24 protein-coding genes are annotated in these 24087 nt (G+C 65.5%); 12 read left to right on the forward strand and 12 right to left on the reverse strand.

Features of this window, described 5'->3' with window-relative positions:
* Positions 1-98: 98 nt before the first annotated feature.
* The 3 genes from AAEO60_RS11285 to AAEO60_RS11295 all read left to right on the forward strand — a co-directional run bounded on the left by AAEO60_RS11285 (position 99) and on the right by AAEO60_RS11295 (position 3810).
* Positions 99-1697 (forward strand): AbgT family transporter, encoded by a 1599-nt coding sequence (locus tag AAEO60_RS11285; protein ID WP_341673814.1) that lies wholly within the window; start codon positions 99-101, stop codon positions 1695-1697.
* Positions 1698-1712: 15 nt separating this feature from the next.
* A complete protein-coding gene (locus AAEO60_RS11290) occupies positions 1713-2336 on the forward strand; it encodes an SOS response-associated peptidase family protein (RefSeq protein WP_341673815.1) in 624 nt (207 codons plus the stop codon).
* Positions 2337-2427: 91 nt separating this feature from the next.
* On the forward strand, positions 2428-3810 hold the full coding sequence (locus tag AAEO60_RS11295) for a methyl-accepting chemotaxis protein (protein ID WP_341673816.1): 1383 nt from the start codon (positions 2428-2430) through the stop codon (positions 3808-3810).
* 15 nt (positions 3811-3825) lie between these two features.
* On the opposite strand, the gene AAEO60_RS11300 is transcribed toward AAEO60_RS11295, so the two are convergent.
* The 4 genes from AAEO60_RS11300 to AAEO60_RS11315 all read right to left on the reverse strand — a co-directional run bounded on the left by AAEO60_RS11300 (position 3826) and on the right by AAEO60_RS11315 (position 6149).
* Entirely contained in the window at positions 3826-4761 is a 936-nt protein-coding gene (locus tag AAEO60_RS11300) for an MBL fold metallo-hydrolase (protein WP_341673817.1), read from the reverse strand.
* On the reverse strand, positions 4761-5159 hold the full coding sequence (locus AAEO60_RS11305; RefSeq protein WP_341673818.1) for a hypothetical protein: 399 nt from the start codon (positions 5157-5159) through the stop codon (positions 4761-4763). The genes AAEO60_RS11300 and AAEO60_RS11305 overlap by 1 nt, the downstream gene beginning before the upstream one ends.
* A 13-nt stretch (positions 5160-5172) precedes the next feature.
* On the reverse strand, positions 5173-5469 hold the full coding sequence (locus AAEO60_RS11310; protein ID WP_341673819.1) for a YdhR family protein: 297 nt from the start codon (positions 5467-5469) through the stop codon (positions 5173-5175).
* A gap of 74 nt (positions 5470-5543) precedes the next feature.
* Positions 5544-6149: a hypothetical protein gene (locus tag AAEO60_RS11315; protein WP_341673820.1), complete on the reverse strand. Its 606-nt coding sequence runs from the start codon at positions 6147-6149 to the stop codon at positions 5544-5546.
* Between the two features lie 152 nt (positions 6150-6301).
* Between AAEO60_RS11315 and AAEO60_RS11320 the strand changes: the two genes are divergently transcribed.
* Positions 6302-8329, forward strand: coding sequence for a prolyl oligopeptidase family serine peptidase (locus AAEO60_RS11320; protein ID WP_341673821.1), 2028 nt, complete (start codon positions 6302-6304; stop codon positions 8327-8329).
* Positions 8330-8514: 185 nt separating this feature from the next.
* Here AAEO60_RS11320 and AAEO60_RS11325 read toward each other — a convergent pair whose 3' ends face one another.
* Positions 8515-9396: a MipA/OmpV family protein gene (locus tag AAEO60_RS11325; RefSeq protein WP_341673822.1), complete on the reverse strand. Its 882-nt coding sequence runs from the start codon at positions 9394-9396 to the stop codon at positions 8515-8517.
* Positions 9397-9525: 129 nt separating this feature from the next.
* On the opposite strand from AAEO60_RS11325, the gene crtY reads away from it, so the two are divergent.
* The 6 genes from crtY (at position 9526) to AAEO60_RS11355 (ending at position 16329) form a co-directional block, all read left to right on the forward strand.
* Entirely contained in the window at positions 9526-10734 is a 1209-nt protein-coding gene (gene crtY / locus AAEO60_RS11330; RefSeq protein WP_341673823.1) for a lycopene beta-cyclase CrtY, read from the forward strand.
* Positions 10731-12227, forward strand: coding sequence for a phytoene desaturase (locus AAEO60_RS11335; RefSeq protein WP_341673824.1), 1497 nt, complete (start codon positions 10731-10733; stop codon positions 12225-12227). Before crtY ends, AAEO60_RS11335 begins: the two co-directional genes overlap by 4 nt.
* The gene (locus AAEO60_RS11340; protein ID WP_341673825.1) at positions 12224-12805 is read left to right on the forward strand and encodes an LOG family protein; all 582 of its coding nucleotides are present in this window, start codon (positions 12224-12226) and stop codon (positions 12803-12805) included. The genes AAEO60_RS11335 and AAEO60_RS11340 overlap by 4 nt, the downstream gene beginning before the upstream one ends.
* Complete coding sequence (locus AAEO60_RS11345) at positions 12805-13923, forward strand: phytoene/squalene synthase family protein (protein WP_341673826.1); 1119 nt, start codon at positions 12805-12807, stop codon at positions 13921-13923. The genes AAEO60_RS11340 and AAEO60_RS11345 overlap by 1 nt, the downstream gene beginning before the upstream one ends.
* Positions 13924-13990: 67 nt before the next feature.
* Positions 13991-14464, forward strand: coding sequence for a nuclear transport factor 2 family protein (locus AAEO60_RS11350; RefSeq protein WP_341673827.1), 474 nt, complete (start codon positions 13991-13993; stop codon positions 14462-14464).
* A complete protein-coding gene (locus AAEO60_RS11355; RefSeq protein ID WP_341673828.1) occupies positions 14461-16329 on the forward strand; it encodes an acetyl/propionyl/methylcrotonyl-CoA carboxylase subunit alpha in 1869 nt (622 codons plus the stop codon). The genes AAEO60_RS11350 and AAEO60_RS11355 overlap by 4 nt, the downstream gene beginning before the upstream one ends.
* Here the strand turns inward: AAEO60_RS11355 and AAEO60_RS11360 are convergent.
* Both AAEO60_RS11360 and AAEO60_RS11365 read right to left on the reverse strand, forming a co-directional pair.
* Entirely contained in the window at positions 16326-17813 is a 1488-nt protein-coding gene (locus AAEO60_RS11360; RefSeq protein ID WP_341673829.1) for a glycerol-3-phosphate dehydrogenase, read from the reverse strand. The genes AAEO60_RS11355 and AAEO60_RS11360 overlap by 4 nt on opposite strands.
* A complete protein-coding gene (locus tag AAEO60_RS11365; RefSeq protein WP_341673830.1) occupies positions 17810-19081 on the reverse strand; it encodes a multidrug effflux MFS transporter in 1272 nt (423 codons plus the stop codon). The genes AAEO60_RS11360 and AAEO60_RS11365 overlap by 4 nt, the downstream gene beginning before the upstream one ends.
* A 73-nt stretch (positions 19082-19154) precedes the next feature.
* Here AAEO60_RS11365 and dinB point away from each other — a divergent pair, with 73 nt between their 5' ends.
* Entirely contained in the window at positions 19155-20276 is a 1122-nt protein-coding gene (dinB, locus tag AAEO60_RS11370) for a DNA polymerase IV (protein ID WP_341673831.1), read from the forward strand.
* Here dinB and AAEO60_RS11375 read toward each other — a convergent pair.
* The 4 genes from AAEO60_RS11375 to AAEO60_RS11390 form a co-directional block, all read right to left on the reverse strand.
* Positions 20262-20726 carry an NUDIX domain-containing protein gene (locus AAEO60_RS11375; protein WP_341673832.1) on the reverse strand — a complete coding sequence of 155 codons (465 nt, stop codon included), beginning with the start codon at positions 20724-20726 and terminating at the stop codon, positions 20262-20264. The two genes, dinB and AAEO60_RS11375, sit on opposite strands and share 15 nt — an antisense overlap.
* The gene (locus AAEO60_RS11380) at positions 20714-21331 is read right to left on the reverse strand and encodes a 6-phosphogluconolactonase (protein WP_341673833.1); all 618 of its coding nucleotides are present in this window, start codon (positions 21329-21331) and stop codon (positions 20714-20716) included. The genes AAEO60_RS11375 and AAEO60_RS11380 overlap by 13 nt, the downstream gene beginning before the upstream one ends.
* Before the next feature lie 45 nt (positions 21332-21376).
* Positions 21377-21838, reverse strand: a complete 462-nt coding sequence (locus tag AAEO60_RS11385; protein ID WP_341673834.1) for a Dps family protein — start codon at positions 21836-21838, stop codon at positions 21377-21379.
* Positions 21839-21933: 95 nt separating this feature from the next.
* Positions 21934-22494 carry a hypothetical protein gene (locus tag AAEO60_RS11390; protein ID WP_341673835.1) on the reverse strand — a complete coding sequence of 187 codons (561 nt, stop codon included), beginning with the start codon at positions 22492-22494 and terminating at the stop codon, positions 21934-21936.
* Between the two features lie 129 nt (positions 22495-22623).
* On the opposite strand from AAEO60_RS11390, the gene AAEO60_RS11395 reads away from it, so the two are divergent.
* Positions 22624-23613, forward strand: coding sequence for a hypothetical protein (locus AAEO60_RS11395; protein ID WP_341673836.1), 990 nt, complete (start codon positions 22624-22626; stop codon positions 23611-23613).
* A gap of 6 nt (positions 23614-23619) precedes the next feature.
* Here AAEO60_RS11395 and AAEO60_RS11400 read toward each other — a convergent pair whose 3' ends face one another.
* Positions 23620-24012 (reverse strand): hypothetical protein, encoded by a 393-nt coding sequence (locus tag AAEO60_RS11400; protein WP_341673837.1) that lies wholly within the window; start codon positions 24010-24012, stop codon positions 23620-23622.
* Positions 24013-24087 lie beyond the last annotated feature (75 nt).

The following is a 24087-nucleotide window of genomic DNA, read 5'->3' on the forward strand; positions in this document are numbered from 1 at the left end:
CAGTCAGGCCACGGTCATCCGGCCCTATTGAGAAAGGTGCAGATAACGCTAGGCACTTGCACTTGCAACATTCCGACCTGACCAATGAGGCCAGCCAAATGACCGAATTCCCCACCCCCACCGCCGAACACCAGCAAGGCAAGCGCAATGCCTTCACGCGCTTCCTCGACGGCGTGGAATGGCTGGGCAACCTGCTGCCGCATCCGGTGACGCTGTTCGCCCTGCTGGCGCTGGGAATCGTCCTGCTGTCGGGCCTGCTGGGGTGGATGGGCGTGGCCGTGTCCGATCCCCGCCCGGCCGGTGCCTCCGGCGTGGCGGAGGACGGCATGATCCGCGCCGTCAGCCTGATGGACGGGGACGGACTGCGCCGCATCTTCACCGGCCTGGTCGACAACTTCACCGGCTTCGCCCCGCTGGGCGTGGTGCTGGTGGCCATGCTGGGCGTGGGCGTGGCGGAGAAATCCGGCCTGCTGTCGGCCGCCGTGCGCGCCATGGTGCTGAACGCCCCGCCCAAGCTGGTGACCGTGGCCATCGTCTTCGCCGGGATCATCTCGAACACCGCCAGCGAGGTGGGCTATGTCGTGCTGATCCCGCTGGGCGGCGCGATCTATTACGCGCTGGGACGCCACCCGCTGGCAGGCATGGCGGCGGCCTTCGCAGGTGTTTCCGGCGGCTACAGCGCCAACCTGCTGATCGGCACGATCGACCCGCTGCTGGCGGGCATCACGCAGGAAGCCGCGCAGCTGATCGATCCCGACTACACCGTGCTGGCGACCGCCAACTGGTACTTCATGTTCGCCAGCACCTTCCTGATCGCAGCCATCGGCTCGCTGGTGTCGATCTACATCGTCGAGCCGAAGCTGGGCCCCTACGACGCCAGCAAGGCGGATCCGACCATCCTCGACGACGGCATGATGAAGCCGCTGGAGGACAGCGAACGCAAGGGCCTGCGCTGGGCCGGGCTGGCATTGCTGGGCGTGCTGGGCCTGATGGCGCTGACGCTGGTTCCCGAATGGGGCGTGCTGCGCAATGCCGACACGGGGGACCGCATGGATTCCCCCTTCTTCGACGGCTTCGTGGTGTGGATCTTCATCTTCTTCGTCGCCATCGGCTATGCCTATGGCCGCGCCACCGGATCGCTGAAGAACGACCGAGACCTGATCGACGCCATGTCCGGCGCCATCTCGGCGCTGGGCCTCTACATCGTGCTGGTGTTCTTCGCGGCGCAGTTCGTGGCCTTCTTCGGCTGGACCAACCTCGGTGCGATCACGGCGGTGACGGGGGCGAACTTCCTCGTCGAAAGCGGGATGACCGGGCCGGTAGTCTTCTTCGCCTTCATCCTGATCTGCGCGATCATCAACCTGTCGCTGGGTTCGGCATCGGCGCAGTGGGCGGTGACCGCGCCGATCTTCGTGCCCATGCTGATGCTGATCGGCTATGCGCCCGAAGCGATCCAGGCGGCCTACCGGATCGGCGACAGCACCACCAACATCATCACCCCGATGATGAGCTATTTCGGGCTGATCCTGGCCTGGGCCACGCGCTACCAGAAGGACCTGGGCGTCGGCACGATGATCGCGATGATGCTGCCCTACACCATCTTCTTCATCACCGCCTGGAGCCTGTTTTTCTACCTCTGGACCTTCGTGGCGGGCCTGCCCGTGGGTCCGGGGTCGCCGACCTTCTACACGCCCTAGGGATACCCGCCACGCGTGACCGTGCTCTACCGCCTCGAGGCTGATGCTGCGGCGATCGGCCGGACCTTCGGGATCGCGGCGGGTGATGATCCGTGGGCGGGCGGTCATGTTGCGCCGGGCAGCTTTGCCCCGGTCATCACCGCCGGACGCGAATTCATCGCCGGGCCGGGCCGGACGAACCAGCCGTGGCGCATGGTGCCGCGCCTGTGGGGTGTCCCGCCGCCGCCGTCAGCCCACGATGCAGCACGTCCGGTACTGAGCGTGCGCAATGTCGACAGCCCGTTCTGGGTGGGCAACCTGCGCAACCCGGAGTTCCGCTGCCTGGTCCCTGCGACGGCCTTCATGGAATGGGGCAGCGGCACCGACTACGAAGGCCGCCGCCTGCGCCACTGGTTCGCCTGCACTGACCAGCGCGTCTTCGCCATGGCAGCCGTATGCAAAGACAGCGAAGTTCCAGGCTTCGCCTTGCTCACCTGCCCGGCGAACGCACTGCTGCGGCAGGCTGGCCGCGATGTCATGCCGGTTGTCCTGCCAGCTGACCGCAGCGCCTGGTACACCTGGCTTCATGGCGCCTGGGACCGGGCCGCAGCCCTGCTGCAACCCTGCCCGCGTGCCGTGCTGCGAGAGGTCGAGACCTAGCCCGACAAGCCGGTCACCGGCTGGGGCAGACTTAACCTCTGGTTAGGCAATCTCCTTTACTCGGCTCAGTCGGAGTGAAGGGAGCCTCTAAGTGAACGCTTATACTCAGGATTTCGAATCCGCCGCGCCGCAAGAAACGGTCGCCAAGGCTGATGTCGCCGAGGCTGGTATCGCGCATCCGCGTCACGCCACCTCTGGTAGCAGCGTGAAGGAGCTGCTGACCACGAAGACCATGCTGCGGCAAATCCTCGGCAACGCCGCCTTCCTGGTCGGTGCGCTGCTGATTGTCAGCACCGCAGCCCTGATCGGCACCAGCTACCCGCAGACGGCCAGCACGGCCAATGTCATCGTGGTTGCCGGCGCCGCTTTCGGGCTAAGCTTCGGTATCTACAGCACCTGGCGGGTGCTGCAGAGCAGCGTGATCCCGATGTACCAGATCGGCAACACCATGCTGCGCATTTCCGAACAAAAACGGAATACGGTAGTCCCCTTCCTCGACCGCAACGATGAAATCGGCACGCTCGCCCGCGCCCTGAACCAGTTTTCCAACTGGGGCTTCGAGCGCGACGACATGATCGAAGAGCGCAAGAGAATGGAAGAAGAGCGGGTCGAGATGGCCGGTCGCCGCACGCGTTCGCTCAACAAGATTGCCGACGAGTTTGAAACTACCATGGGCAATGTGTCGGGCAGCGTGGCTGCTTCGGCCTCGCAACTGCATGCTGCGGCCACGTCGATGGAAGCGGCCGCCGCGGAATCGATCACGCAGACCGAAGAGGTCGCCCGCGCCATGCAGCAGAATACCGAAGGCGTGACCTCGGTTGCTGCCACCTCGGACGAATTCGCCCTGTCGATTTCCGAAATCAGCCGCCAGGTCGCCCTGTCGGCAGAGCTGGCCCGCGACGCCGGCAGCACGGCCACGTCAGCCAACGATACGATCAGCTCGCTGTCCGCTTCGGCTGATCAGATCGGCACCATCGTCGAACTCATCAGCTCGATCGCCAAGCGCACCAACCTGCTGGCGCTCAACGCCTCGATCGAAAGCGCCCGTGGTGGCGAAGCCGGTCGCGGTTTCGCCGTGGTGGCTGCCGAGGTGAAGGAACTTGCCGCGCAAACCGGCCGCGCCACCGACGAGGTTGCCAAGCAGATCCGCGCGATCCAGGATTCGACCGGCGACAGCGTGTCCGCGCTGCAGGCCATCGGCACCAAGATCAGCCAGCTGGAAGAGACCGCAGTCTCGATCGCTTCGGCGGTAGACCAGCAGTCGGTCGCGGGTCAGGAACTGGCGCGCAACATCGACATGGCCGCCCGCTCGACCAGCGAGATCAGCGGCAAGCTGGCAAAGCTGCGCGAAGCCGCCACCACCTCGGGTGCCGCCGCCACGCAGACGCTGGGCTCGGCCAACGAACTGGAACGCCAGGCCTCGACGCTGACCACGCAGGGCGAGGTCTTCCTCACCAAGATGCGCCAGGTCTGAGAGACCTGATTTCCGCTACAGGCAGAACCGGTCACCACGCCGGGCAACGCTGAACCCGCGCGCTTCCACCTCGGCGCTCTCGGCCGAGGCCGGATCGCGGATCGGGTTGGTGTGGTTGTAGTGGATGAAGTGGACCCTGGCCCGCGCTTCCGCCGGCAGGTCCGCCAGCAGGTCCATCGTATCGGTGACGCGCGGGTGCGGGATTTCCGACATGTCGCGTCCGGGCAACTCGTTGTCATCCCAGAAGGTCGCGTCGATGAATACATGGTCGACCCGTGACAGCAGGCTGAGCAGCAGGTTGCTCTCCCCTTCCTCCGGCCAGTAGTCGATATCCGGCAGGTAGAGCGCGCTGCCGACGTCCGGGTGATGGATAACAAGGCCGACTGTTTCCGAAAACTCGTCACGGTGCGGCACCGCGAAGGGCGTTACCGCAAGGCCTCCCGGCAGCATCCTCGGCGTGCGATCGTTCAGTGCATCGAGCGAGATATTCTCGAGCTCCACCAGTTGGCTCCACGGACCATTGGCCGCGAGAAATTCGATCATGCGCGGCATGGCAAAGACCGGCACCCCGCTCGCGCCTGCAGCCTCGCGCCCGAAGTAGGCGAGGCCGAGGTAGTGGCCAATATGGGCATGGGTGAGGAAGACGCCGTCGACGCCCAGCCCTTCGCGTGGTGGTTCGATCCCGTCGAGCATGGCCAGCTGTTCGGTGATGGCGGGGCTGGCATCGAACAGGTAGCGCTTGCCCTCCGAGCGGTCGATCAGGGCGAGCGACGAAGGCAGCAGGCGCGGGCCCGTGTCGTCGGCATGGCCGATCTGCGGAGCGCCGGCATCCTGCCCCGCCCCCAGTACCACGAGTTCGTAGTCACACGGCGTTGCATCCTGTGCCTGTGCGGGATCTGGCGCGGCCAGTGGCGCACCGATCAGCGCCAGCACCGCCAGCCCTGTCCGCATCAGAAACGGAGCGCCGCAAGGCAGATCAGCACCACGCCCAGGGCCGCCGCCATCAGCGCCCAGACGCGGTTGACCACGCCCAGCAATTGCGAGGCGAAATGCATGAAGGGCCGCCCGAAAGCGAGCATCACCACGCCTTCCAGCGCCATGCCCGCGCCCATGATCGTGACTGCCACGGCCAGCCAGTCTTCCGGGTTCCACGGGTTGACCAGGTAGATCGTCGCACCCAGCGCCAACAGGACGATGCCGGTCAGGAACCGCAGCGCCTCGTTGCGCTCGAACCCGTCGAGCATGGCCGCCCAGCTGCCGGGAGAGCGCAGTTCGCCCACCGAAGCGCCCAGGGCGTAGAGCCCCATGAACAGTGCGATCCAGGCGGGAATGTCTGCAGCGTGTGCCATTGCCAGGTCCTCCTCAGGCTTCGGGACCGTCTATCACCAGCAAGGTGTCGACGCCAAAGACTTCGGGCTCCGCGCCGAATTTCTCCTGCATCGTCTCGGCAAACTGCGGGCCGAAGAACGCCTGCGCGGAGGCTTTGTCAGTGAACAGGTAGACACTGTGCCCGCAATGCGCCGTCTCGTCATAAGCGAAATACTTGCGCACCAGCCCCGGCAGGCTGGCGAACTGCCCTTCGGCAGCCTTGAAGGCGGCCAGCATCTGCTCGCGCGAACGTGGCTCGGCCAGCGGATACTTGACGATGACGGTGTGCATGGCGGCCCCCAATCAATCCTTCGGGAGACAGCTATCTTGTCCGGAAGCCGGAAACAATGTCGTCAGCTGCGTCCTCACCTGCGCGCGAGCTGTGCATTCCCCTGGCGTGATGCCGCCGACAGCGCCAGAGCCAGCAGCGCCGTCGCCACGGTTCCGGCGGCTCCGGCGGGGAAGGTCAGCTCCATCTCGCTCGCCATGGCGGCAATGTTGACCGCCAGCGCGGCGAGGCCTGACAGCGCCGTAAGCGCGCCGACAATGCGCCAGGGGCCGCGTTCCTCGCGCCACAGCGCCGCACCCAGGGCGAATGCCGCAATGCCCAGCAAGGCCTTGGCGGCGAAGTAGAGGAAGAAGGCAAAGCCCACGACAGCGAAGAAAGTCGGCTCGGGACCGTCTTCGGTCCCCAGGCCGAGGTTGTAGAACATGGTCAGGCCCAGCCCGAGCTGCAGCAAGTTGAATATCCCGCTTGCCGAAATGGCGCCGCCCAGCAGCGGCTGGCGCGGCACCAGCATCAAGCCGAAAGCGATGACCACCAACTGCAGAACAGCCTCCAGCCGCCAGATCGGATAGCCGATCTCCGACTTGCCGCCTGCGTCCAGCGCCAGGTAGGCGATCTGCGTGACAACGGTGAAAGCCAGTGCAGCAGCAATGGCCTGCGCGGCGCGGCGAGTGTTGGGTTCCATTTGGTCCAGTCCCTGTGTCTGTGGTCTGGCAGTATTCGCCAGCCGCACCAGCAAGGTTACCTCGTCCGGCCCGAAATGCCGCATTTGCCAAGCCGGTGCCCTTCGCTATGACCCGTTGCAACTGAAACCGAAAGACGAGGGACGTCTTGCAAATGAACCTTTTCCGCCCGGCCCTGCTTGCCACAGCCCTTACTCTGCCGCTCACGCCAGCGCTCGCCCGCGACATGACGCCCGAGGATGTCGCGCGGATCGAGAATACCGGCACCATCGCCGTATCTCGTGACGGCAATCACATTGCCTATACCCGCGTCTACTATCCCGACGTGACCCGCGGCGAGGACAATGGCAGCAGCCGCCAGCAGCTGTTCCTGGCCGACGGCGCGATGGACGTGCGCGCCTACCTGCCGGAAGACATGAGCGTGTCTTCCATCGGTTTCACACCCGATGGGTCGATGATCACCTTCCTGTGGGCCGACTCCGGCGACGACCGCGCGCTGTGGGGCGTGCCGGTGGAAGGCGGTGCCTACCGCAAGCTGGCAGGCGTCGAGGACGCGCGCGTGCTGGGCTATTCCTTCTCGCCCGACGGCAGCGTGGTCTACCTGCGCACTTCCGCCGCGCCTGACAATGCGCGCGAAGAAGAGGAAGACGCCGGTTTCGACGCGGTCGTTTACGAGGAGGAGTTCCAGTTCAACCGCGTTTTCGCGGCCCTGATCCATGATGACGGGATCGACGAGGACCCGCGCGAGATCGAAGTGGAAGGACAGGTCCTGTCGTTCGAGGTCGCGCCCAACGGCGAATTTGCGGTCTATACGTCCGCACCGACCCCGCTGATCGACGACCAGTACACCTCGCAGCGCCCGCACATCCTCAACTTCGCCACGGGCGAGAGCATCGAGGTGATGACTCCGGGCAAGCTGGGCGACATCGAGATCTCGCCGGACGGCATGAGCCTGTCGTTGATCGCGGGTGTCGACGAGAACGATCCGGCGGCAACCACGCTGCACCTGGTCGACACGCTGACGGGCGAATACCGCGCACTCAACGAGGGCGCCGCCGAAGCGGCAGTCGACGCCGAATGGATGGCCGATGGCCGCCTGGCCGTGGCGGTCCACGTTGGCGCGCAGAGCCTGCTGCGGTTCTACGACGACAGCGGCAACGAAGCGGGCGAATACGATCCCGACGGCCTGATCCTCACATCCGTCGAGCAAGGCGGCAACCGCCTGCTGGTGGAAGCCAATTCGCCCATGCACCCGAACGAGATGTTCGCCTTCAACAACGGCGAATTCACCCGCTGGACCGACCACAACCCGTGGCTGGCCGAGATCGATTTCGGCGAGCAGCGCACCTTGACCTACGAAGCCACCGACGGCCAGCAGATCGAAGGCGTGCTGATCCTGCCGGTGGACGGCATTCCCGGCGGCGGCGCGCCGCTGATCATGGATGTCCACGGCGGCCCGGAATCGCACGAAAGCAACGGCTGGGTCACCAATTACGGCGGGCCCGGACAGGTAGCCGCGGGTGCCGGCTACGCCGTCTTCCTGCCCAACTATCGCGGCTCCACCGGCTACGGTGTCGACTTCGCCAAGCAGCACCAGGGCAATTACACCGACCCCGAGTTCCGCGACCTGGTGGATGCCAAGTTCGCCCTGGTCGAAATGGGCATCGCCGATCCGGAGCGCGTGGGCATCACCGGCGGTTCCTACGGCGGCTATGCCACGGCCTGGTCGAGCACCTACAACTCCGAACACTTCGCGGCGGGCGTGATGTTCGTGGGCATTTCCAACCAGATCAGCAAGGTCGGCACGGGCGACATCCCGATGGAGATGTTCCTCGTCCACGCGCGCCAGTGGCCGTGGGAAGACTGGCAGCACTTCCTCGAAGTCAGCCCGATCTACTATGCGGATCGCGCCGATACACCGCTGCTGATCATGGGCGGCCTCGACGACACGCGCGTCGATCCGGGCCAGAGCGTGGAGCTCTACCGCAACATCAGCCTGCGTCGTCCCGACACGCCGCTGCGGCTGGTGCAGTATCCGGGCGAAGGCCACGGCAACTCCCGCGCCGCGGCGCGCTACGATTACAACCTGCGGATGATGGAATGGTTCGACACCTACCTGATGACCGGCGACCGCGACGCCCCGCTGCCGCCAACGCGTCCGGAGCTGCAGATAGAGGAATAGTTTTCGTAGGCGCACCCGCTTCTGCGGGTGCGCTCGGTCGGTCGCTGGCCGCGACCGAGATCAGGACGAGTTAGGCAACTGGCGCGCAAACCGAGGAAAGCGAAGGCAAGCTGCGCCCGCCCGCAGCGGGCGCAGCTTGCCTGCGCATCTGGCGAGGACGAAGCCGCCTCCGCGGCTTCGCAAGACTAAAACGTATAGCCAATTCCGACGGCGCCAAGGAACTGGTCCTTGCTGCCGCGAATGCTGGTGAAAGGCGTATCCGCCGCATCGCCCAGGACGCGTGAGTATCCGCCGATCACTACCAGCCCGAGGCCGCCATTGGTCACGTCGCCGTCTAGGTCGATCCCCACCAGCAGGTTGACGCCGGCCGAGGTAAAGCCGCCGCCATCGGCATCGAACTCCGTGAGCGGGGCTGCGCCCGGCCCGGCATAGGCGGCGTCGCTCACCGAGAAGTAGTAATCGTGGAAATTCTCGTCCGCCCATTCGGCAGACACGGACAGGCTAGCGACCACCGCCTGGCTGAGCGGGGTGAAGTAGGTGACCGAGGGATTTACCACCATGCCGTCATGCGCGCCGGCGATGTCCCACATGACATCGGTGCCGATCGTGAGACTGTCGTAGGGGTTGAGCACCTGCGGGATCCTGGCGCCGAAATGGGGGCCGACTTCCACGGCGCGGTCCAGCTCTCCGTAAAGCTCGACGACGTCATCGGTGATCTGCATGGCGCGGTTGCTGCGCAGGCGGGCCGAAACGCCGAGGTCGAGCCCCACGCCTTGCGCCGGGTCCTGCACGAAATCCAGCGTCACGCCAGCCGCGCGGGGCGAGATCTCCACCCCGCCGAGCGACCCTTGCACGATGGGCAGGATGTTGAACACGTAGTCGTCGGAGCCGGTATAGCTGGGGCTGATCGCCACGCCCGCGCCAACGGAGAGGTAATCACCCGCAAACACCGAGTCCTCCATCGAAACCGGCGGCGCCGCTTCGTCCCCGTTCTCTTGCGCCAGGGCTGCTGTCGGCAGGGCCATGGCAATGAGCGGGAATAAGACGGGATTGGGGATGTTTTTCATGAGGTTTCCTGTTGCACTTATCCGTGTGAACGGGTGACCGCTGCACCTGTTCCTCATCCTGCCACCGGCGACCAGACCGACCAAGGGCGGTGATTGCGCCATTACGCCAATACGCTAAGGCTCTTGGCGATGAGCGGGCGCACAGCGGATATTGCCATTATCGGTGGCGGCCTTTCCGGAGGGCTAACGGCGCTGGCGCTGGCCCGCCTGCGTCCTGACGTGTCTTTCAGGCTGATCGAGGCAGGGCAGCGGCTGGGCGGCAACCACCGCTGGTCGTGGTTCGCCAGCGACCTGCCGCCAGCGGGCGAGATGCTGATGGCGGGCTTTCGCAAGTCCGTGTGGGACGAGGGCTACCTCGTCCGCTTCCCCGCCTATCGCCGCCACCTGCACACGCCCTATCGCTCGCTCGCCAGCGCCGACTTTGCCGCGCGGCTGGAGCGAGAATTGCCCGAAGGGTCGATCGTCACCAATCGCGAGGTGACGCAGCTCGACGGTGGAGGTGTCACGCTTTCAGACGGCACCCGCGTCACCGCGCGGGCGGTGATCGACTGTCGCGGTTTCAGTGCCACTGACAAGCTGCAAGGCGGCTGGCAGGTGTTCATGGGCCGTCACCTGCGCACCCCCGAACCGCACGGGGTCGCCCGCCCGATCATCATGGACGCCCACGTCGAACAACTGGGCGGCTACCGCTTCGTCTACACCCTGCCGCTAGGCGCGCAGGACCTGTTTATCGAGGATACCTATTACCAGGACACACCCGAACTGGACCGCTCGGCCCTTTCCGCCCGGATCGACGCATACCAGGCGCAGATGGGCTGGACCGGCGAGCCGCAAGGTTTCGAGACCGGCGTCCTGCCCGTCATCACCGGCGGCGATTTCCGCAGCTGGCAGCGCGGGCTGGCCATTTCCGGCGTGACGCTCGCCGGTGCGCGCGGTGGCTTTGTCCACCCGCTCACCAGCTATACCCTGCCTATCGCCGTGGCGACGGCACTGGCCATTGCGGAGGATGCCGACCTTCCCGGCCAGCAGCTGTCCGCCAAGATCGAGGCGCGCGCGCGGCGCCACTGGGCGGACACGGGCTACTACCGGTTCCTCGGAAAGATGCTGTTCGGCGCGGCGCAGCCGGAGGAACGCTACAGGGTCTTCCAGCGTTTCTACCGCCTGCGCGAGCCCCTGATCGAAAGGTTCTATTCCGGCAAGTCGACCATGGCCGACAAGGCGCGCGTGCTGGTCGGCAAGCCGCCCGTCCCCATCGGCCGCGCGATCGGCGCGCTGACGTCATCCTCCCCTCCCCTCCTGGCCCCTGACGTGGCCAAAAACAGCAAGGTCCCCCGATGAGTTCTCCCGAAGGCCGTACCGCATGCGTGATCGGCGCTGGTTTCGGCGGCATGGCTCTGGCCATCCGCCTGCAGAGCGCCGGTATCGCCACCACCGTGGTCGAGAGCCGCGACAAGCCCGGCGGACGCGCCTATTTCTGGCAGAAGGACGGCTTCACCTTCGACGCCGGCCCGACCGTGGTGACCGATCCCGATTGCCTGCGCGAGCTGTGGGAGCTGACCGGGCACGACATGAACGAAGACCTCGAGCTGATGCCGGTCATGCCGTTCTACCGCCTCAACTGGCCCGACGGCACCAACTTCGACTATTCCAACGACGAGGCGCAGCTGCGCAACGAGATCATGAAGCTGGAGCCTGCCGACGTGGCCGGATACGACCAGTTCCTCGACTACTCCGCCGGGGTCTACGAGGAAGGCTACGTCAAGCTGGGCACCGTGCCGTTCCTCAACTTCAAGTCGATGATCAAGGCCGCGCCCGCGCTGATGAAGAAGCAGGCCTGGCGCTCGGTCTATTCGATGGTGTCCAAGTACATCCGCAACGAGAAGCTGCGCGAGGCGCTATCCTTCCACACCCTGCTGGTGGGCGGCAACCCGATGAAGACCAGCTCGATCTACGCCCTGATCCACAAGCTGGAAAAGGACGGCGGCGTCTGGTGGACGCGCGGCGGCACCAACCGCCTGATCGCCGGCATGGTCCGCCATTTCGAGCGGCTGGGCGGCACCATGCGGCTGGGCGACGGCGTCACCCGCGTCGAGACCGAAGGCAAGCGCGCCAAGGCCGTGCACACGAAAAGCGGCTGGTCGGGCAAGTTCGATGCGGTGGCCAGCAATGCCGATATCGTGCACTCCTACCGCGACCTGCTGAGCGACAACCAGCGCGGCAAGGACTATAGCAAGTCCCTAAAGAAGAAGAAGTTCTCGCCTTCACTGTTCGTCGTGCATTTCGGCATCGAAGGCTCGTGGCCGGGCATTCCGCACCACATGATCCTGTTCGGTCCGCGCTACAAGGGGCTGCTGGATGACATCTACGATCGCGGTGTTCTGCCGAAAGATTTCTCGATCTACCTGCACCACCCGACCGTGACCGATCCGAGCATGGCCCCCGACGGCAAGAGCACCTTCTACGCCCTCGTCCCGGTCGCCCACATGGGCAAGATGCCGGTCGATTGGGACCAGGTCGGGCCGGAACTGGAAAAGCGCGTGCTCGACGAGGTCGGACGGCGGCTGATCCCCGATATCCACGACCGGATCGTCACCTCGTTCCACTACACTCCCAAGGACTTCGGGCACGACCTGAATGCACACCTCGGCAGTGCTTTCAGTCTTGAACCGGTGCTAACACAAAGTGCATGGTTCCGCGGGCATAACCGTGACGACGTGATCGACAACTTCTACCTTGTCGGTGCGGGCACCCATCCGGGGGCGGGCATCCCCGGCGTGGTGGGCAGTGCGAAGGCCACGGCGGGACTGATGATTGGAGACTTGAGTTCGTGAAACGCCTCGCTGTCTACTGCGGGTCCGCCTCGCCAGAAGACCCGCGCTATCTCGCGCTCGCGCAGGAGACCGGCGAAGTGCTGGCCAAGCGCGGCATCGGCGTGGTCTATGGCGGCGGCAAGGCCGGGCTGATGGGCGCGGTCGCCTCTGGCGCGCTGGAGGCAGGCGGCGAGGTGATCGGCATCATCCCGCAGGCGCTGAAGGACATGGAAGTCGCCAACCTCGATTGCACCGAGCTGCACGTCGTCGACACCATGCACCAGCGCAAGCAGCTGTTCACCGACCTCTCGGACGGCTTCGTCACCCTGCCCGGCGGCGTCGGCACCATGGACGAGCTGTGGGAAGCGATCAGCTGGGCGCAGCTGGGCTATCACCAGAGCCCGGTCGGCCTGCTCAACGCCTTCGGCTATTATGACGGGCTGGTGGAATTCAACGCCCACATGGCCAAGGTCGGCTTCGTGCGCGAGATGCACCAGGGCATCATGCTCGTCGAGGAGACGCTGGAGGCGCTGCTCTCCAAGATGGCCGACTACCAGCCGATCAAGACCATCGTGCAGATGAGCGTGGACGACCTGTAATGGCATCGAAGAACCAGCTGAAGCGGATCAAGCCACGCCGCCTGGTTGCCAGCCAGTTCGTGCGTGCGACTCCGCGCCAGCAGGGCGGCGGCAGGCCGCGCCACGCATTGGTCAAGCGCGCGCGGCAGAGCATCGCCAAAGGCTCGAAGAGCTTTGCCGTCGCCTCCATGCTGTTCGACAAGGCCACACGCGAACGCGCGCACCTGCTTTATGCCTGGTGCCGCCGCTGCGACGACATTGCCGACGGGCAGGACCATGGTTTTCGCGAGGAGGGCGGCGATCTCAACCTGTCCAAGGCCACCGCCGAAGACCGGGTCGAGGCCATCCGCGTGCTGACCCACCGCGCGCTCGACGGACAACCGACGGCCGAAGTCGCCTTCGACGCGCTGGGCCTGGTTGCCAGCGAATGCGGCATCACCCGCGAGATGTGCGACGACGTGATCGACGGTTTCGCGCTCGACGCCGCGGGCTGGTTCCCGCGCACCGAGGGTGACCTGATGCGGTATTGCTACCACGTCGCCGGGGCCGTGGGCGTGATGATGGCCAAGGTGATGGGCGTGCCGAACGACGCGCACGATACGCTCGACCGCGCCTGCGACCTCGGCATTGCCTTCCAGCTCAACAATATCGCCCGCGACATCTGGGAAGATGACGCGGCGGGGCGCTGCTACCTGCCGCAGGAATGGCTCGCCGAATTCGACATCCCGCCGGGACAGCACATGAAGCCGCAGCACCGCGCCAAGCTGGTGAAGATGGCCGCACGGCTGGTGAAGCTGGCCGAAGTCCACGATGCCGCCGCGCGGATCGGCGCGGGCCGTCTGCGCTTCCGCCAGCGCTGGGCCATCCTTGCCGCCGCCAACATCTACGGCGCCATCGGCGAGGAAGTGGTGCAGCAGGCCGAACTCGCCTGGGACCACCGCGTCCATACCAGCACGGCGGAGAAGCTGTGGCTCGTCGCCAAGGCACTGCGGGAGACGGTGACCGGCTCCTACGAACCGCAAGTCATGCCCGAATGGAACCGGGGCAAGCTGATGGTGATGGCGCGCATGGCGGGTCCGGCTGCGCCCGTCCCCAATACGCCGATCCGCGACGAGGGCGTACGCCGCAAGGATGACTGACAACCGTGGTTGACGGTTGCAATTGCAACTACTCGCAGGCATCCGTCGGGGAGAGGAGCGACCTGCCATGAAAACCATCCTTGCTGCCGCATCTGCCGCCGCGCTGCTGCTTTCACCACTGCCCACACTGGCGGACGAGCAAGGAGAGGAAGCGCAGGTCATGGCCGTGGTCGATGCCTTCATGGCCGGCCTTGCCGCCAAGGATGCCGAGGCCATGACCGCGCTGGTGACGGAAGACGGTTACCTGGCGCTGGTCCGTCCGATGGAAGATGGCGACCGCACCCAATCGATGCTGCTGACCGATGCTGCCGGCGGTATCGCTTCGATTCCCAGCGACATTGCCGAGCCGACATGGGACGAAGTGGTGATGGTCGAAGGACCGGTCGCCATGGTCTGGGCGCCCTATGCGTTCTTGGTCGACGGCGAACGCAGCCACTGCGGGATCGACATTTTCACCCTGATGCGGGTCGACGGAGAGTGGAAGATCGCCACCGTCACCTACTCGCATATAGAAGACCAATGCCCGGACATGCCCGTATGATTTCCAAGCTCCTCATTGCCAACCGCGGCGAGATCGCCTGCCGCGTGATCCGCACCGCGCGCGACATGGGCATTGCCACGGTCGCCGTCTATTCGGACGCAGACGCCAAGGCGCTGCACGTGCGACAGGCGGACGAGGCGGTGCATATCGGCCCCTCGCCCGCTACCGAGAGCTACCTCGTCGGCGAGAAGATCATCGCGGCGGCAAGGCAGACCGGCGCGGAAGCGATCCATCCCGGCTACGGCTTCCTGTCCGAAAACGCCGCCTTTGCGCGGGCGGTGATCGACGCGGGCCTGATCTGGGTCGGTCCCAAGCCCGAAAGCATCGAGGCGATGGGCCTGAAGGATGCCGCGAAGGAACGGATGATCGCCGCCAATGTGCCGGTCACGCCCGGCTACCTCGGCGAGGACCAGTCGGTCGAGCGGCTGCAGGCCGAGGCGGACACAATCGGTTATCCCGTCCTGATCAAGGCGGTCGCGGGCGGCGGCGGCAAGGGCATGCGCAAGGTCGATGACCCGGCCAATTTCGAAGCCGACCTGCAAAGCTGCAAGCGCGAGGCCAAGGCCAGCTTCGGCAACGACGAAGTGCTGCTGGAAAAGTGGATCACCTCGCCCCGCCATATCGAGGTGCAGGTGTTCGGCGACAGCCACGGCAACGTGGTCCACCTGTTCGAACGCGACTGCTCGCTGCAGCGCCGCCACCAGAAGGTGATCGAGGAAGCCCCCGCCCCCGGCATGGACGAGGAAACCCGCGAAGCGATCTGCGCCGCCGCCGTGCGCGCGGCCAAGGCGGTCGACTACGAAGGCGCGGGCACGATCGAATTCATCGCCGACGCCAGCGAAGGCCTGCGCGCCGACCGCGTGTTCTTCATGGAGATGAACACCCGCCTGCAGGTGGAACACCCCGTCACCGAAGAGATCACCGGCGTCGACCTGGTCGAATGGCAACTGCGCGTGGCGAGCGGCGAGCCGATCCCGCTCAAGCAGGAGGAGCTGTCGATCAACGGCTGGGCGATCGAAGCGCGGCTTTACGCGGAGGATCCGGCGAAGGGGTTTTTGCCGAGCACGGGGCGGCTAGAGATGTTCTGCGTCGACGATGGTTACGCACGCATTGAGACCGGCGTCGAGGAAGGCTCGGAAATTTCGCCCTTTTATGACCCGATGATCGCCAAAGTCGTAACGCGCGGCGAAGATCGACAGGATGCCATCTACCGCCTGGAAGATTGCCTGTCCGAGCTGCTTGTTTTTCCTGTAAAGACCAATGCGCCTTTCCTCCTGCGTTCGCTGTTGTCCGAACAATTCATTGCGGCCGAACTTGATACCGGCCTGATCGAACGAAACCCGCAATGGGCAGAAGCAGTCGACCTTTCAGAGGCAGCGACGTCTCAGGCAGCGCTTTCGATGTTGAACCGGGGCGTTGATGACCAAAACTCAAGTCTGAAGGGGTTTCGTATGAATGCCCCGAACCGATCCAAGGTCGCCATGATGTTTGGTGAGCAAGTGAAGATCGGCGACGCAGATCAGCCTTTTGACGGGCTGCTTCAACTTGATGACGGAGATACCGTCTGGTTGAATCAAGAGGGCGAGACGTTTGCGCTTCGACCTTTTGCAGCGCGTGGCACCGGCACGGCCCACGCCCACGACGGCGACATCATCGCGCCCATGCCGGGCAAGGTGATCGCGGTCGACGTGGCGGAAGGCGACAGCGTCACGGCTGGCCAGCGCCTGCTGGTGCTGGAAGCGATGAAGATGGAACACGCGCTCACCGCGCCGTTCGACGGTGTGGTGGCAGAGCTTTCCGCCAGTGAAGGGGCGCAGGTGCAGGTCGAGGCGCTGCTGGCGCGGGTGGAACAGGTCGAGGGCTAGCCGCCCAGGTATTCCTTCACCGCGGCCTGCTCGGCCTCGCTCAGGTGCATGCCCAGCTTGGTCCGCCGCCACAGCACGTCTTCCGCCGTCTCGGCCCATTCGGCATCGCGCAGGTAGTCGACTTCTACCTGGCTCAGGCCCGCGCCGAAGTTCTTGCCCAGGTCGTCCCACGACTTGGCATCGCCCAGCCAGTCGACCGCGCGGGTGCCATAGGCGCGGCCAATGCGCAGGGTGTCGCGTTCGGAGAGGAACGGATATTCTTCCGCCAACACGTCGATCAGGTGGTGCTGCGCGCGGTGGTCGAAGTCGCCGCCGGGCAGTGCCTCCTTCCCGGTCCAGTGCTCGCCCTTGAACACCGGCAGGCGTCCCGCCAGCAGGTCCACGGTTTCCTCGGCCACATGGCGGTAGGAGGTGAGCTTGCCGCCGTAGATGCCCAGCAGCGGCGCGCCTTCGGCCTCCGCGCTCAATGCCAGGCGGTAGCCGCGCGTCGCGGCTTCCGGGCGGCCCTCGCCAAGGTCCACCAGCGCGCGGACGCCGGCATAGGTGTGCAGCACGTCGGCCTGCGTCACGTCATGCTCGAAATAGCGGTTCACGGCGTCGAGCAGGTAGCGCACCTCCTCGTCGCTGGCTTCTGGATCGTCGAGCGAGCCCTTGTGGTCGGCATCGGTGGTACCGACCAGCGTGAAGTCGTTCTCCCACGGGATGGCGAAGCAGATCCGCGTATCGGGCTGTTGCAGGATGTAGGCGCAGTCGTGGTCGAACAGCTTGGGTACCACGATATGCGATCCGCGCACACGGCGGATGCCGTAACTCGGCTTCTCGCCCGCCAGCTTGGCCACGTCGTCCGCCGCCGGACCGGCCGCGTTGACCAGCGCACGGCCGCGGAAGGTACCGTCCGAGGACTCGACCACCCAGTCTCCGCCGTCGCGGTGCGCGCCGAAAACCTCGGTGCGCGGGCGGATATCGGCCCCGTGTTCACGCGCGTCGAGCGCGTTGAGCACCACCAGCCGCGCATCGTCGACCCATCCGTCCGAGTATTCGAAGGCGCGCTTGTACGCACGCTCCAGCGGCGCGCCCGCGCGGTGCTTCTTGAGCTTGACCGATTTCGTTTTCCGGAACTCGCCGTGTCCGCCGATGTGGTCGTAGAGGAACAGGCCCGCGCGCAGCACGGCGGGGTTCCGCATGTTGTCTGTCACCGGCAGGATGAAGCGCATGGGCCAGACGATGTGCGGGGCGATCCGCCACAGCACCTCGCGCTCGCCCAGCGCCTCGCGCACGAGGGCGAATTCGTAGTATTCGAGGTAACGCAGCCCGCCGTGGACCAGCTTGGTGCTCTTCGACGAGGTACCGCTGGCAAGGTCGCCCTTTTCCAGCAGCAGGACCGAAGCCCCGCGCCCCGCAGCATCGCGCGCCACCCCCGCGCCGTTGACCCCGCCGCCGATTACGATGAGGTCGTAAGTCTGGCTTTCGGGGGTCTCGCTCACGGTACGATGCGCTCCTTGGGTGGTTGTACGTTGAGGCGGCGGAACAGCTTGCCACGTTCGCTGTATAGCACGAGCAGCAGTGCGGTTGAGGAACACATCAGCAACGACCACGCAAACGGGATCGGCGTGCCGTCGAACTGCTGGCCGATTACCATGCCGACCATGGCCGCACCGAACATGCGGAAGAATGTCTGCACCGAGCTGGCCGATCCGGCAATCTGTGCGAAGGGCTGCATGGCGATCGAACCGAAGTTTGCACCGAGGAAGCCGAGGAGCGCAAGGTTCACGCTCATCAGCGGCAGGAACCAGGCGATGTTGCCGGGGTGGGCGTAGGACGACCACACCTGGACTGCACTCACCGTTATGAACACCAGCACGCCGAAATGCGATACGCGCCGGGCCCCGAACCGCATCACGATGCGCGAATTGACGAGGTTGGTAAAGCTCATCATCGCCGCTGTCGCGCCGAACAGGATGGGGAAGGTGGCATCGCTGACGCCGAAGGCTTCCTGGTACAGCTGCTGGCCCGAATTCACATAGCCGAACACGCTGCCCATGAGGAAAGCGGTGCCAAGCACATAGCCGAACGACTGGCGGTTGAAGAGCGCGGCCACCATGTTGCGGGCGATCACCGGCAGGTTGACCTGCTGGCGGTTCTCCTCGGTCAGCGTTTCCGGCAGGCGGAACCATACCCACAGCGCCGCTCCCGCCGCCACCAGAGCCAGGGCCACGAAGATCAGCCGCCAGCTGCCCACCAGCATGATGGCCTGGCCCAGGCTTGGCGCGAAGACCGGTACCGAGATGAACACGGCGGCGATGGTCGACATCATGCGTGCCATCGCGTCGCCTTCGTAAAGGTCGCGTACGATTGCCATGGGCGCGACCATCAGGCCCGCGCCAAGCAGGCCGGTCAGCGCCCGCACCGCCAGCATGGTCTCGAAATGGGTGAGCATGGCGGTGACCAGCGAGAGCAGCGCGAAAGCGACCAGCGCGAGGAAGATGATCGGGCGGCGGCCATAGCGGTCGGCAAAACTCCCGGGGACCAAGCAGCCGATACCCATGGTAATGGTGTAGACGGCGATGATCAGCTGGCGTTCGTTGCCTTCACCGATCCCCAGGTCGAGAGCGATCTCGTCCAGCGCGGGCAGCATGGCATCGATGCCGAGCGCATTGAGGCTCATCAGCAAGGCCAGCAGCACCACCAGCTCGCGCTTGCCCAGCGGCAGACTGTCGAGTGCGCTGTCCGGAGAAGAAGAGGCAGTGGCCATGCCCTAGGCCCTAGACAAGCACGAGGGGCGAGAAAAGGATTAAGTCAACGTCGGTGACACGGTAAAAGGACCTATGGCGGACGAGGCACAAGCTGGCGGGGAGGAGGAAGAAGCGCAGGGGCTGCGCAAGATCATCCACGTCGACATGGATGCCTTTTTCGCCAGCGTCGAACAGCGCGACAACCCGGACTTGCGGGGAAAACCGGTGGCCGTGGGCGGATCTTCCGGGCGCGGCGTGGTGGCAGCGGCGAGCTATGAAGCGCGCAAGTTCGGCGTGCGTTCGGCCATGCCATCGGTGACAGCCAGGCGAAAATGCCCGGACCTGATCTTCGTGAAGCACCGCTTCGACGTCTACCAGGAGGTCAGCCGACAGATCCGCGCGATTTTCCGCCACTATACCCCGCATGTCGAACCGCTCAGCCTCGACGAGGCCTATCTCGACGTCACCGAGGACCTGCACGGCATCGGTAGCGCGACGGCCATCGCCCAGCAGATCCGGGCGCGGATAAAGGAGGAGACGCGGCTCACCGCCAGTGCGGGGGTCTCCTACAACAAGTTCCTCGCCAAGCTCGCCAGCGACCAGAACAAGCCTGACGGTATCTGCGTCATCCGTCCGGGCGAAGGTGCGCGATTCGTGCAGTCGCTGCCGGTGCGGCGGTTCCATGGCGTGGGGCCGAAGGGTGCGGAAAAGATGGCGCGGCTGGGGATCGAGACGGGCGCCGACCTCGCTGAAAAGGACCGCGCCTGGCTGGGCCAGCACTTCGGCAGCTTCGGCGACTACCTCTACCGCGCCGCGCGGGGGATCGACCTGCGCCCCGTCCGCGCCAACCGCATCCGCAAGTCCATCGGCGGGGAACGCACCTTCAACGAAGACATCTCCGCCGAAGACGAACTGCGCGACACGCTGGAGCGGATCATCTCCATCGTCTGGGACAGGATCGCCGAGAAAGAGGCGCAGGGCCGCACGGTGACGCTGAAGATGAAGTACAACGATTTCCAGACCGCCACCCGCTCGCGATCCTTGCCCCAAGCGGTCGCCGACAAGGCGGAATTTGCGCGGCTGGCGCGCGAACTGCTGGACAACGAATTGCCCATGCCCATGCCGATCCGGCTGATGGGCCTGACACTGAGCAACCTCGAGAGCGACGAAGGCGACGCCCCCCCGCGCGACACCGCGCAACTATCCTTGCTGTAGCAGTTCCAGCCGCCGCCGCGTCACGCTCGTCAGGTTGTCGGGCAAGTCATCGAGCGCGAACCAGCGCACCTCTACCACCTCGCGCCGGTCGGCCACCGGTTCGCTGGCTGCGCGCGCACGAAAGATCGAGGCGCGGTGCGGCGCGCCAAATACCGATTCTTCGGCGTGACGCAGCAGTTCGAGGGTATGAAGCTCGCAGCTCAGCTCCTCCTGGACCTCGCGCCGGATGGCCAGTTCGGGATCCTCGTTGCGCTTGGTGCCGCCGGCCGGCATGGTCCAGTCGCGGGTGCCGTAACTCTGGCGGATCAGGAGGATGCGTCCCTCGTCATCCTCGATAAAGACCGAAACGCTCGCCACGTCAGGGCGCACGATACGGATGTAGGCCCGCCACAGGACATAGCCCAGCGGCATGGCCGCGCGGTGCAGTCTCGCGGGGATCAGGTAAAGCATGTCACCGTCTGGCTGGCTGCGCCCAACAGGCGCGCGACAGGCAGGTCGCTTTCACCTGCAGCAGCCGCATCGAACACGGCGCGCTTGTCGCCACCGCGGATGACGAACATCAGCGCGTCGGCGTCGAGCAAGGCGGGAATGGTCAGGGTCAGGCGGTCGAACGGTGCCTCGGGCGGCAGCGGGTCGGGCGTTAGGCGGCGCACGACTTGCGCGTCATCGACCTGCGGATCGGTGTTGGGAAACAGCGAGGCGATGTGACCGTCCGCGCCCATGCCCAGCCAGACCAGCGCGAAATGCGGCGGCCGTGCATCTTCGTGCAAGGTGGCAACGGACGCGCCAGCCGGCTCGAACAGGGCACGGATCTTGCCGGTATTGCTGGCTGCATGGCCTTCCGGAACGACGCGGTCATCGCCCGGCCAGACGGTAACGCGCGACCAGTCGAAATCAGCCGCGACCAGCTTCTGCATGATGGGAAACGGGGTGGAACCGCCGGGAACGCTAATGGCCACCGGTCCTCCGGCAGCCAGTGCGCGCTTCAGCGCAGCTTCGATATGGGCGGCAATGTCACCGTCCGTCGCATTTTCGATGATATCGATGTCGGCCATGGCCCCTCGCCTAGCGGTTGGAGCCATGAGCCGACAACGCAAAATCTAGTTGAGGGTCGAATTGAGGAACCACACGCGCTCCTCTGCCATGTCGGTCCAGTCGTCGAGCAGGCCGTCGGTGGCATTGTCACCCGCCTTCTCGGCATGCTCCTTCAGGCCCTTCAGCCGCTCCACCAGCTTGGCGTTGTCGTCGCGCAATTCGGTCAGCATGTTCTCCGGCGACAGCTCGGTGTCGTCCTGGTCAGCGATCTGTGTGTGCTGGGCAACCGCACCGATCGAGGTCAGCGTCTTCGCGCCGTTCTTGCGCACGCGCTCGCCAATGGCGTCGATCTGGCCCTGGATCTCCAGCGCCTGTTCGTCGAACAGCAGGTGCAGGTCGCGAAAGCGCGGACCGGTCACGTGCCAGTGGAAGTTCTTGGTCTTGAAATAGAGCGCAAGGTGATCGGCGAGCAGGCCATTCAGCCCCTCGATCAGCGCGGTCTTCGAATTGTCCCCGGTAGTAGCCATTTTCGTGTCCTTTGAATTGCTTGTTTGCCTAACCAACGGGTCAGCAAGCATCGGGTTTCACGACAATGGCAGGTTACTTTGATCGACTTTGGCGATCAGCCGAACAGGTTCTGCGCGAAAATCAGGAGCACAACCGCGACCAGCAGCAGGCCCGCGCCGACCACCCGGCGGATTGCTTCCAGGGGCAGCGCCTGCCAGTCCTCGCCCGCAATGATCGCGCCGAACAGGACGACCACGGCCCCGAAGGCGCCGCCTGCCGCCGCCAGCAGCGGTTCACCCGTGGCAATGGCCAGCGACAGGATGATGAAGCCGCTGGCGTCGGTCACCATGCCCAGCAGCAGCACCAGCGTTATCGCGCCCATCGAGCGCGTGGGCTCGCGCGGCTTCTCCGGCGGGGAGCGCAGCAGCACCTCCAGCCCGGCGAGGCCCAGCGCAACAGCGACCGTCACCGGCTTGAATTGCGGCGGGATGAGCGGGATCAGGCTGTCCGCGATCCATGCCGCCAGGGCAGCCCCCGCCAGCGCTGCCAGCAGCACGGTGACGGTCAGCGGTCCGGCCCACCCCAAGGATGCCTTCAGCCGCGCAACCCGCACGGCATCGCGTCCCGCCAGCATGGCGACGGCGACCGCGAGGAAGGTGAGGAAGAAGGCCGGCATGATGCGCCTGGCCTAACACGAGGCGGTTAAAATGGGTGCCATATTTGCGCCCCCACGGCTGTGGCATTTATCGTGCCTGGCCGGTCCGGCACTCTTGGCAGCGCAAATCGCCCGATGGAGCCGCCTGCCATGCTGTCCAAGCCATGCCTTCTTGCCGCCGCGTTGGCGCTGTCTGGCGCCTTTGTCCCGCAAGTGGCGACGGCGCAGTTCCGTGTGCCGCAAGTCCGCCTGCCGAGCGCGCCTCCGCCGCCCCGCCCTGCCCCGCGCCCAGCGGCGGAAGAGGCAACGCCGCAGACCTCCGGCGCAACCACCACGGCTCCGGTGGAGGAGGAACGCCCCGACGCGCGCGAACGCTACCGCGAGGACATGGGCATCGTCCTCGGCGGCCTGACCCCGCCCGGAACTGCCGAAAGCCCCGAGCACAACCGCCAGCTCGACGAGATGATCGCCGCGCACAATGCCGCCGTCGAGCGACTGGTGGCGCGCGACTATCCCGGTGTGAGCGCCGAGCAGTGGGAGCGCGACCTGCGCGCCAAGCTGGTGACGGCAGAGAACCGCGCGCGGCGCACCGAGGGGACGATCGACTGGTCGATGGAGCGGGTGGACCGCAACGCCGGCACCACCCCGTGGCTCGCCGCATCGGCTTACAACGAGATCCTGGTGCAGGATACCGAGCTCCACGCCGCGACGCGCCTCTTCCCGGACCGCGTGGACTTCGCCGCCGAGAAGCGCAAGACGGAGGCCGCGCTGGCCATGCTGGTATCGCGTGAACAGGCCGCAGCCGGGTTCGACGCCGCCGCACTGGAGGCAGCGCGCAACGTCCGCATGCCCGCCGCAGTCGCCAGCGGCCCGGATGCCGAGGCGCCGTTCCGGCAGGCCTGGCCCACCAGCGGCATCCCCTACCGCATCATGCGCATCGCCGTGACCAGCGGGTGGAGCGACAAGGTGGAATATGGCCGCGTCATCGGCCAGACCCGCGACGCGGCCATCGCCGCGCAGGACCCGGACAATCCGGACCGCTGCAACCTCTACAGCTTCACCGTCTTCCGCGATCGCAGCGGCAGCGTGCGCCGGGATTCCCACAGCACACGCCGCATCGCCTGCGAGAATGTCGGCTAGCGCGGATTAGCCGCCGCAGCGGCCCAGATCCATGGGCAGGCGCGAGGTGTGGTGTTCGAACACCATGGGGCCGGCAACGATCGTCATTTCGTCGGGCGTGGCACCAGGACGGAATTCAAAGGTCGCGCTGTCAGAGCGCATGACAACATTGCCGTTTTCCGCGGCTTCGGTCTGCAAGCCTTCAAACGACTGCACGACCTGCCCGGCAATACCGAAGTCGATCCGGTCGCCGTCGATCACCATGACGCGGCCCATGGAACATTCCATGGCATCGTTCATGCTGGCCGTAACCCAGGCGCCGTCCATGTCGGATCCGGTCGCGCCACAGGCGGACAGCGCCAGCGAGGCGAGTGCGACACAGGGTGCGAGCATCTTGGTCTTGTAACGAAGCAATTCCATCCCCTTTTCATGCTTGGAAATCGGTTTTTCCGTGCGTTTCTAAGCACAAGCCAGTTCATGCCTTCAAGCCGCCTG

It is taken from the genome of Aurantiacibacter gilvus (assembly GCF_038289935.1).
GTDB classification, from domain to species: domain Bacteria; phylum Pseudomonadota; class Alphaproteobacteria; order Sphingomonadales; family Sphingomonadaceae; genus Alteraurantiacibacter; species Alteraurantiacibacter gilvus.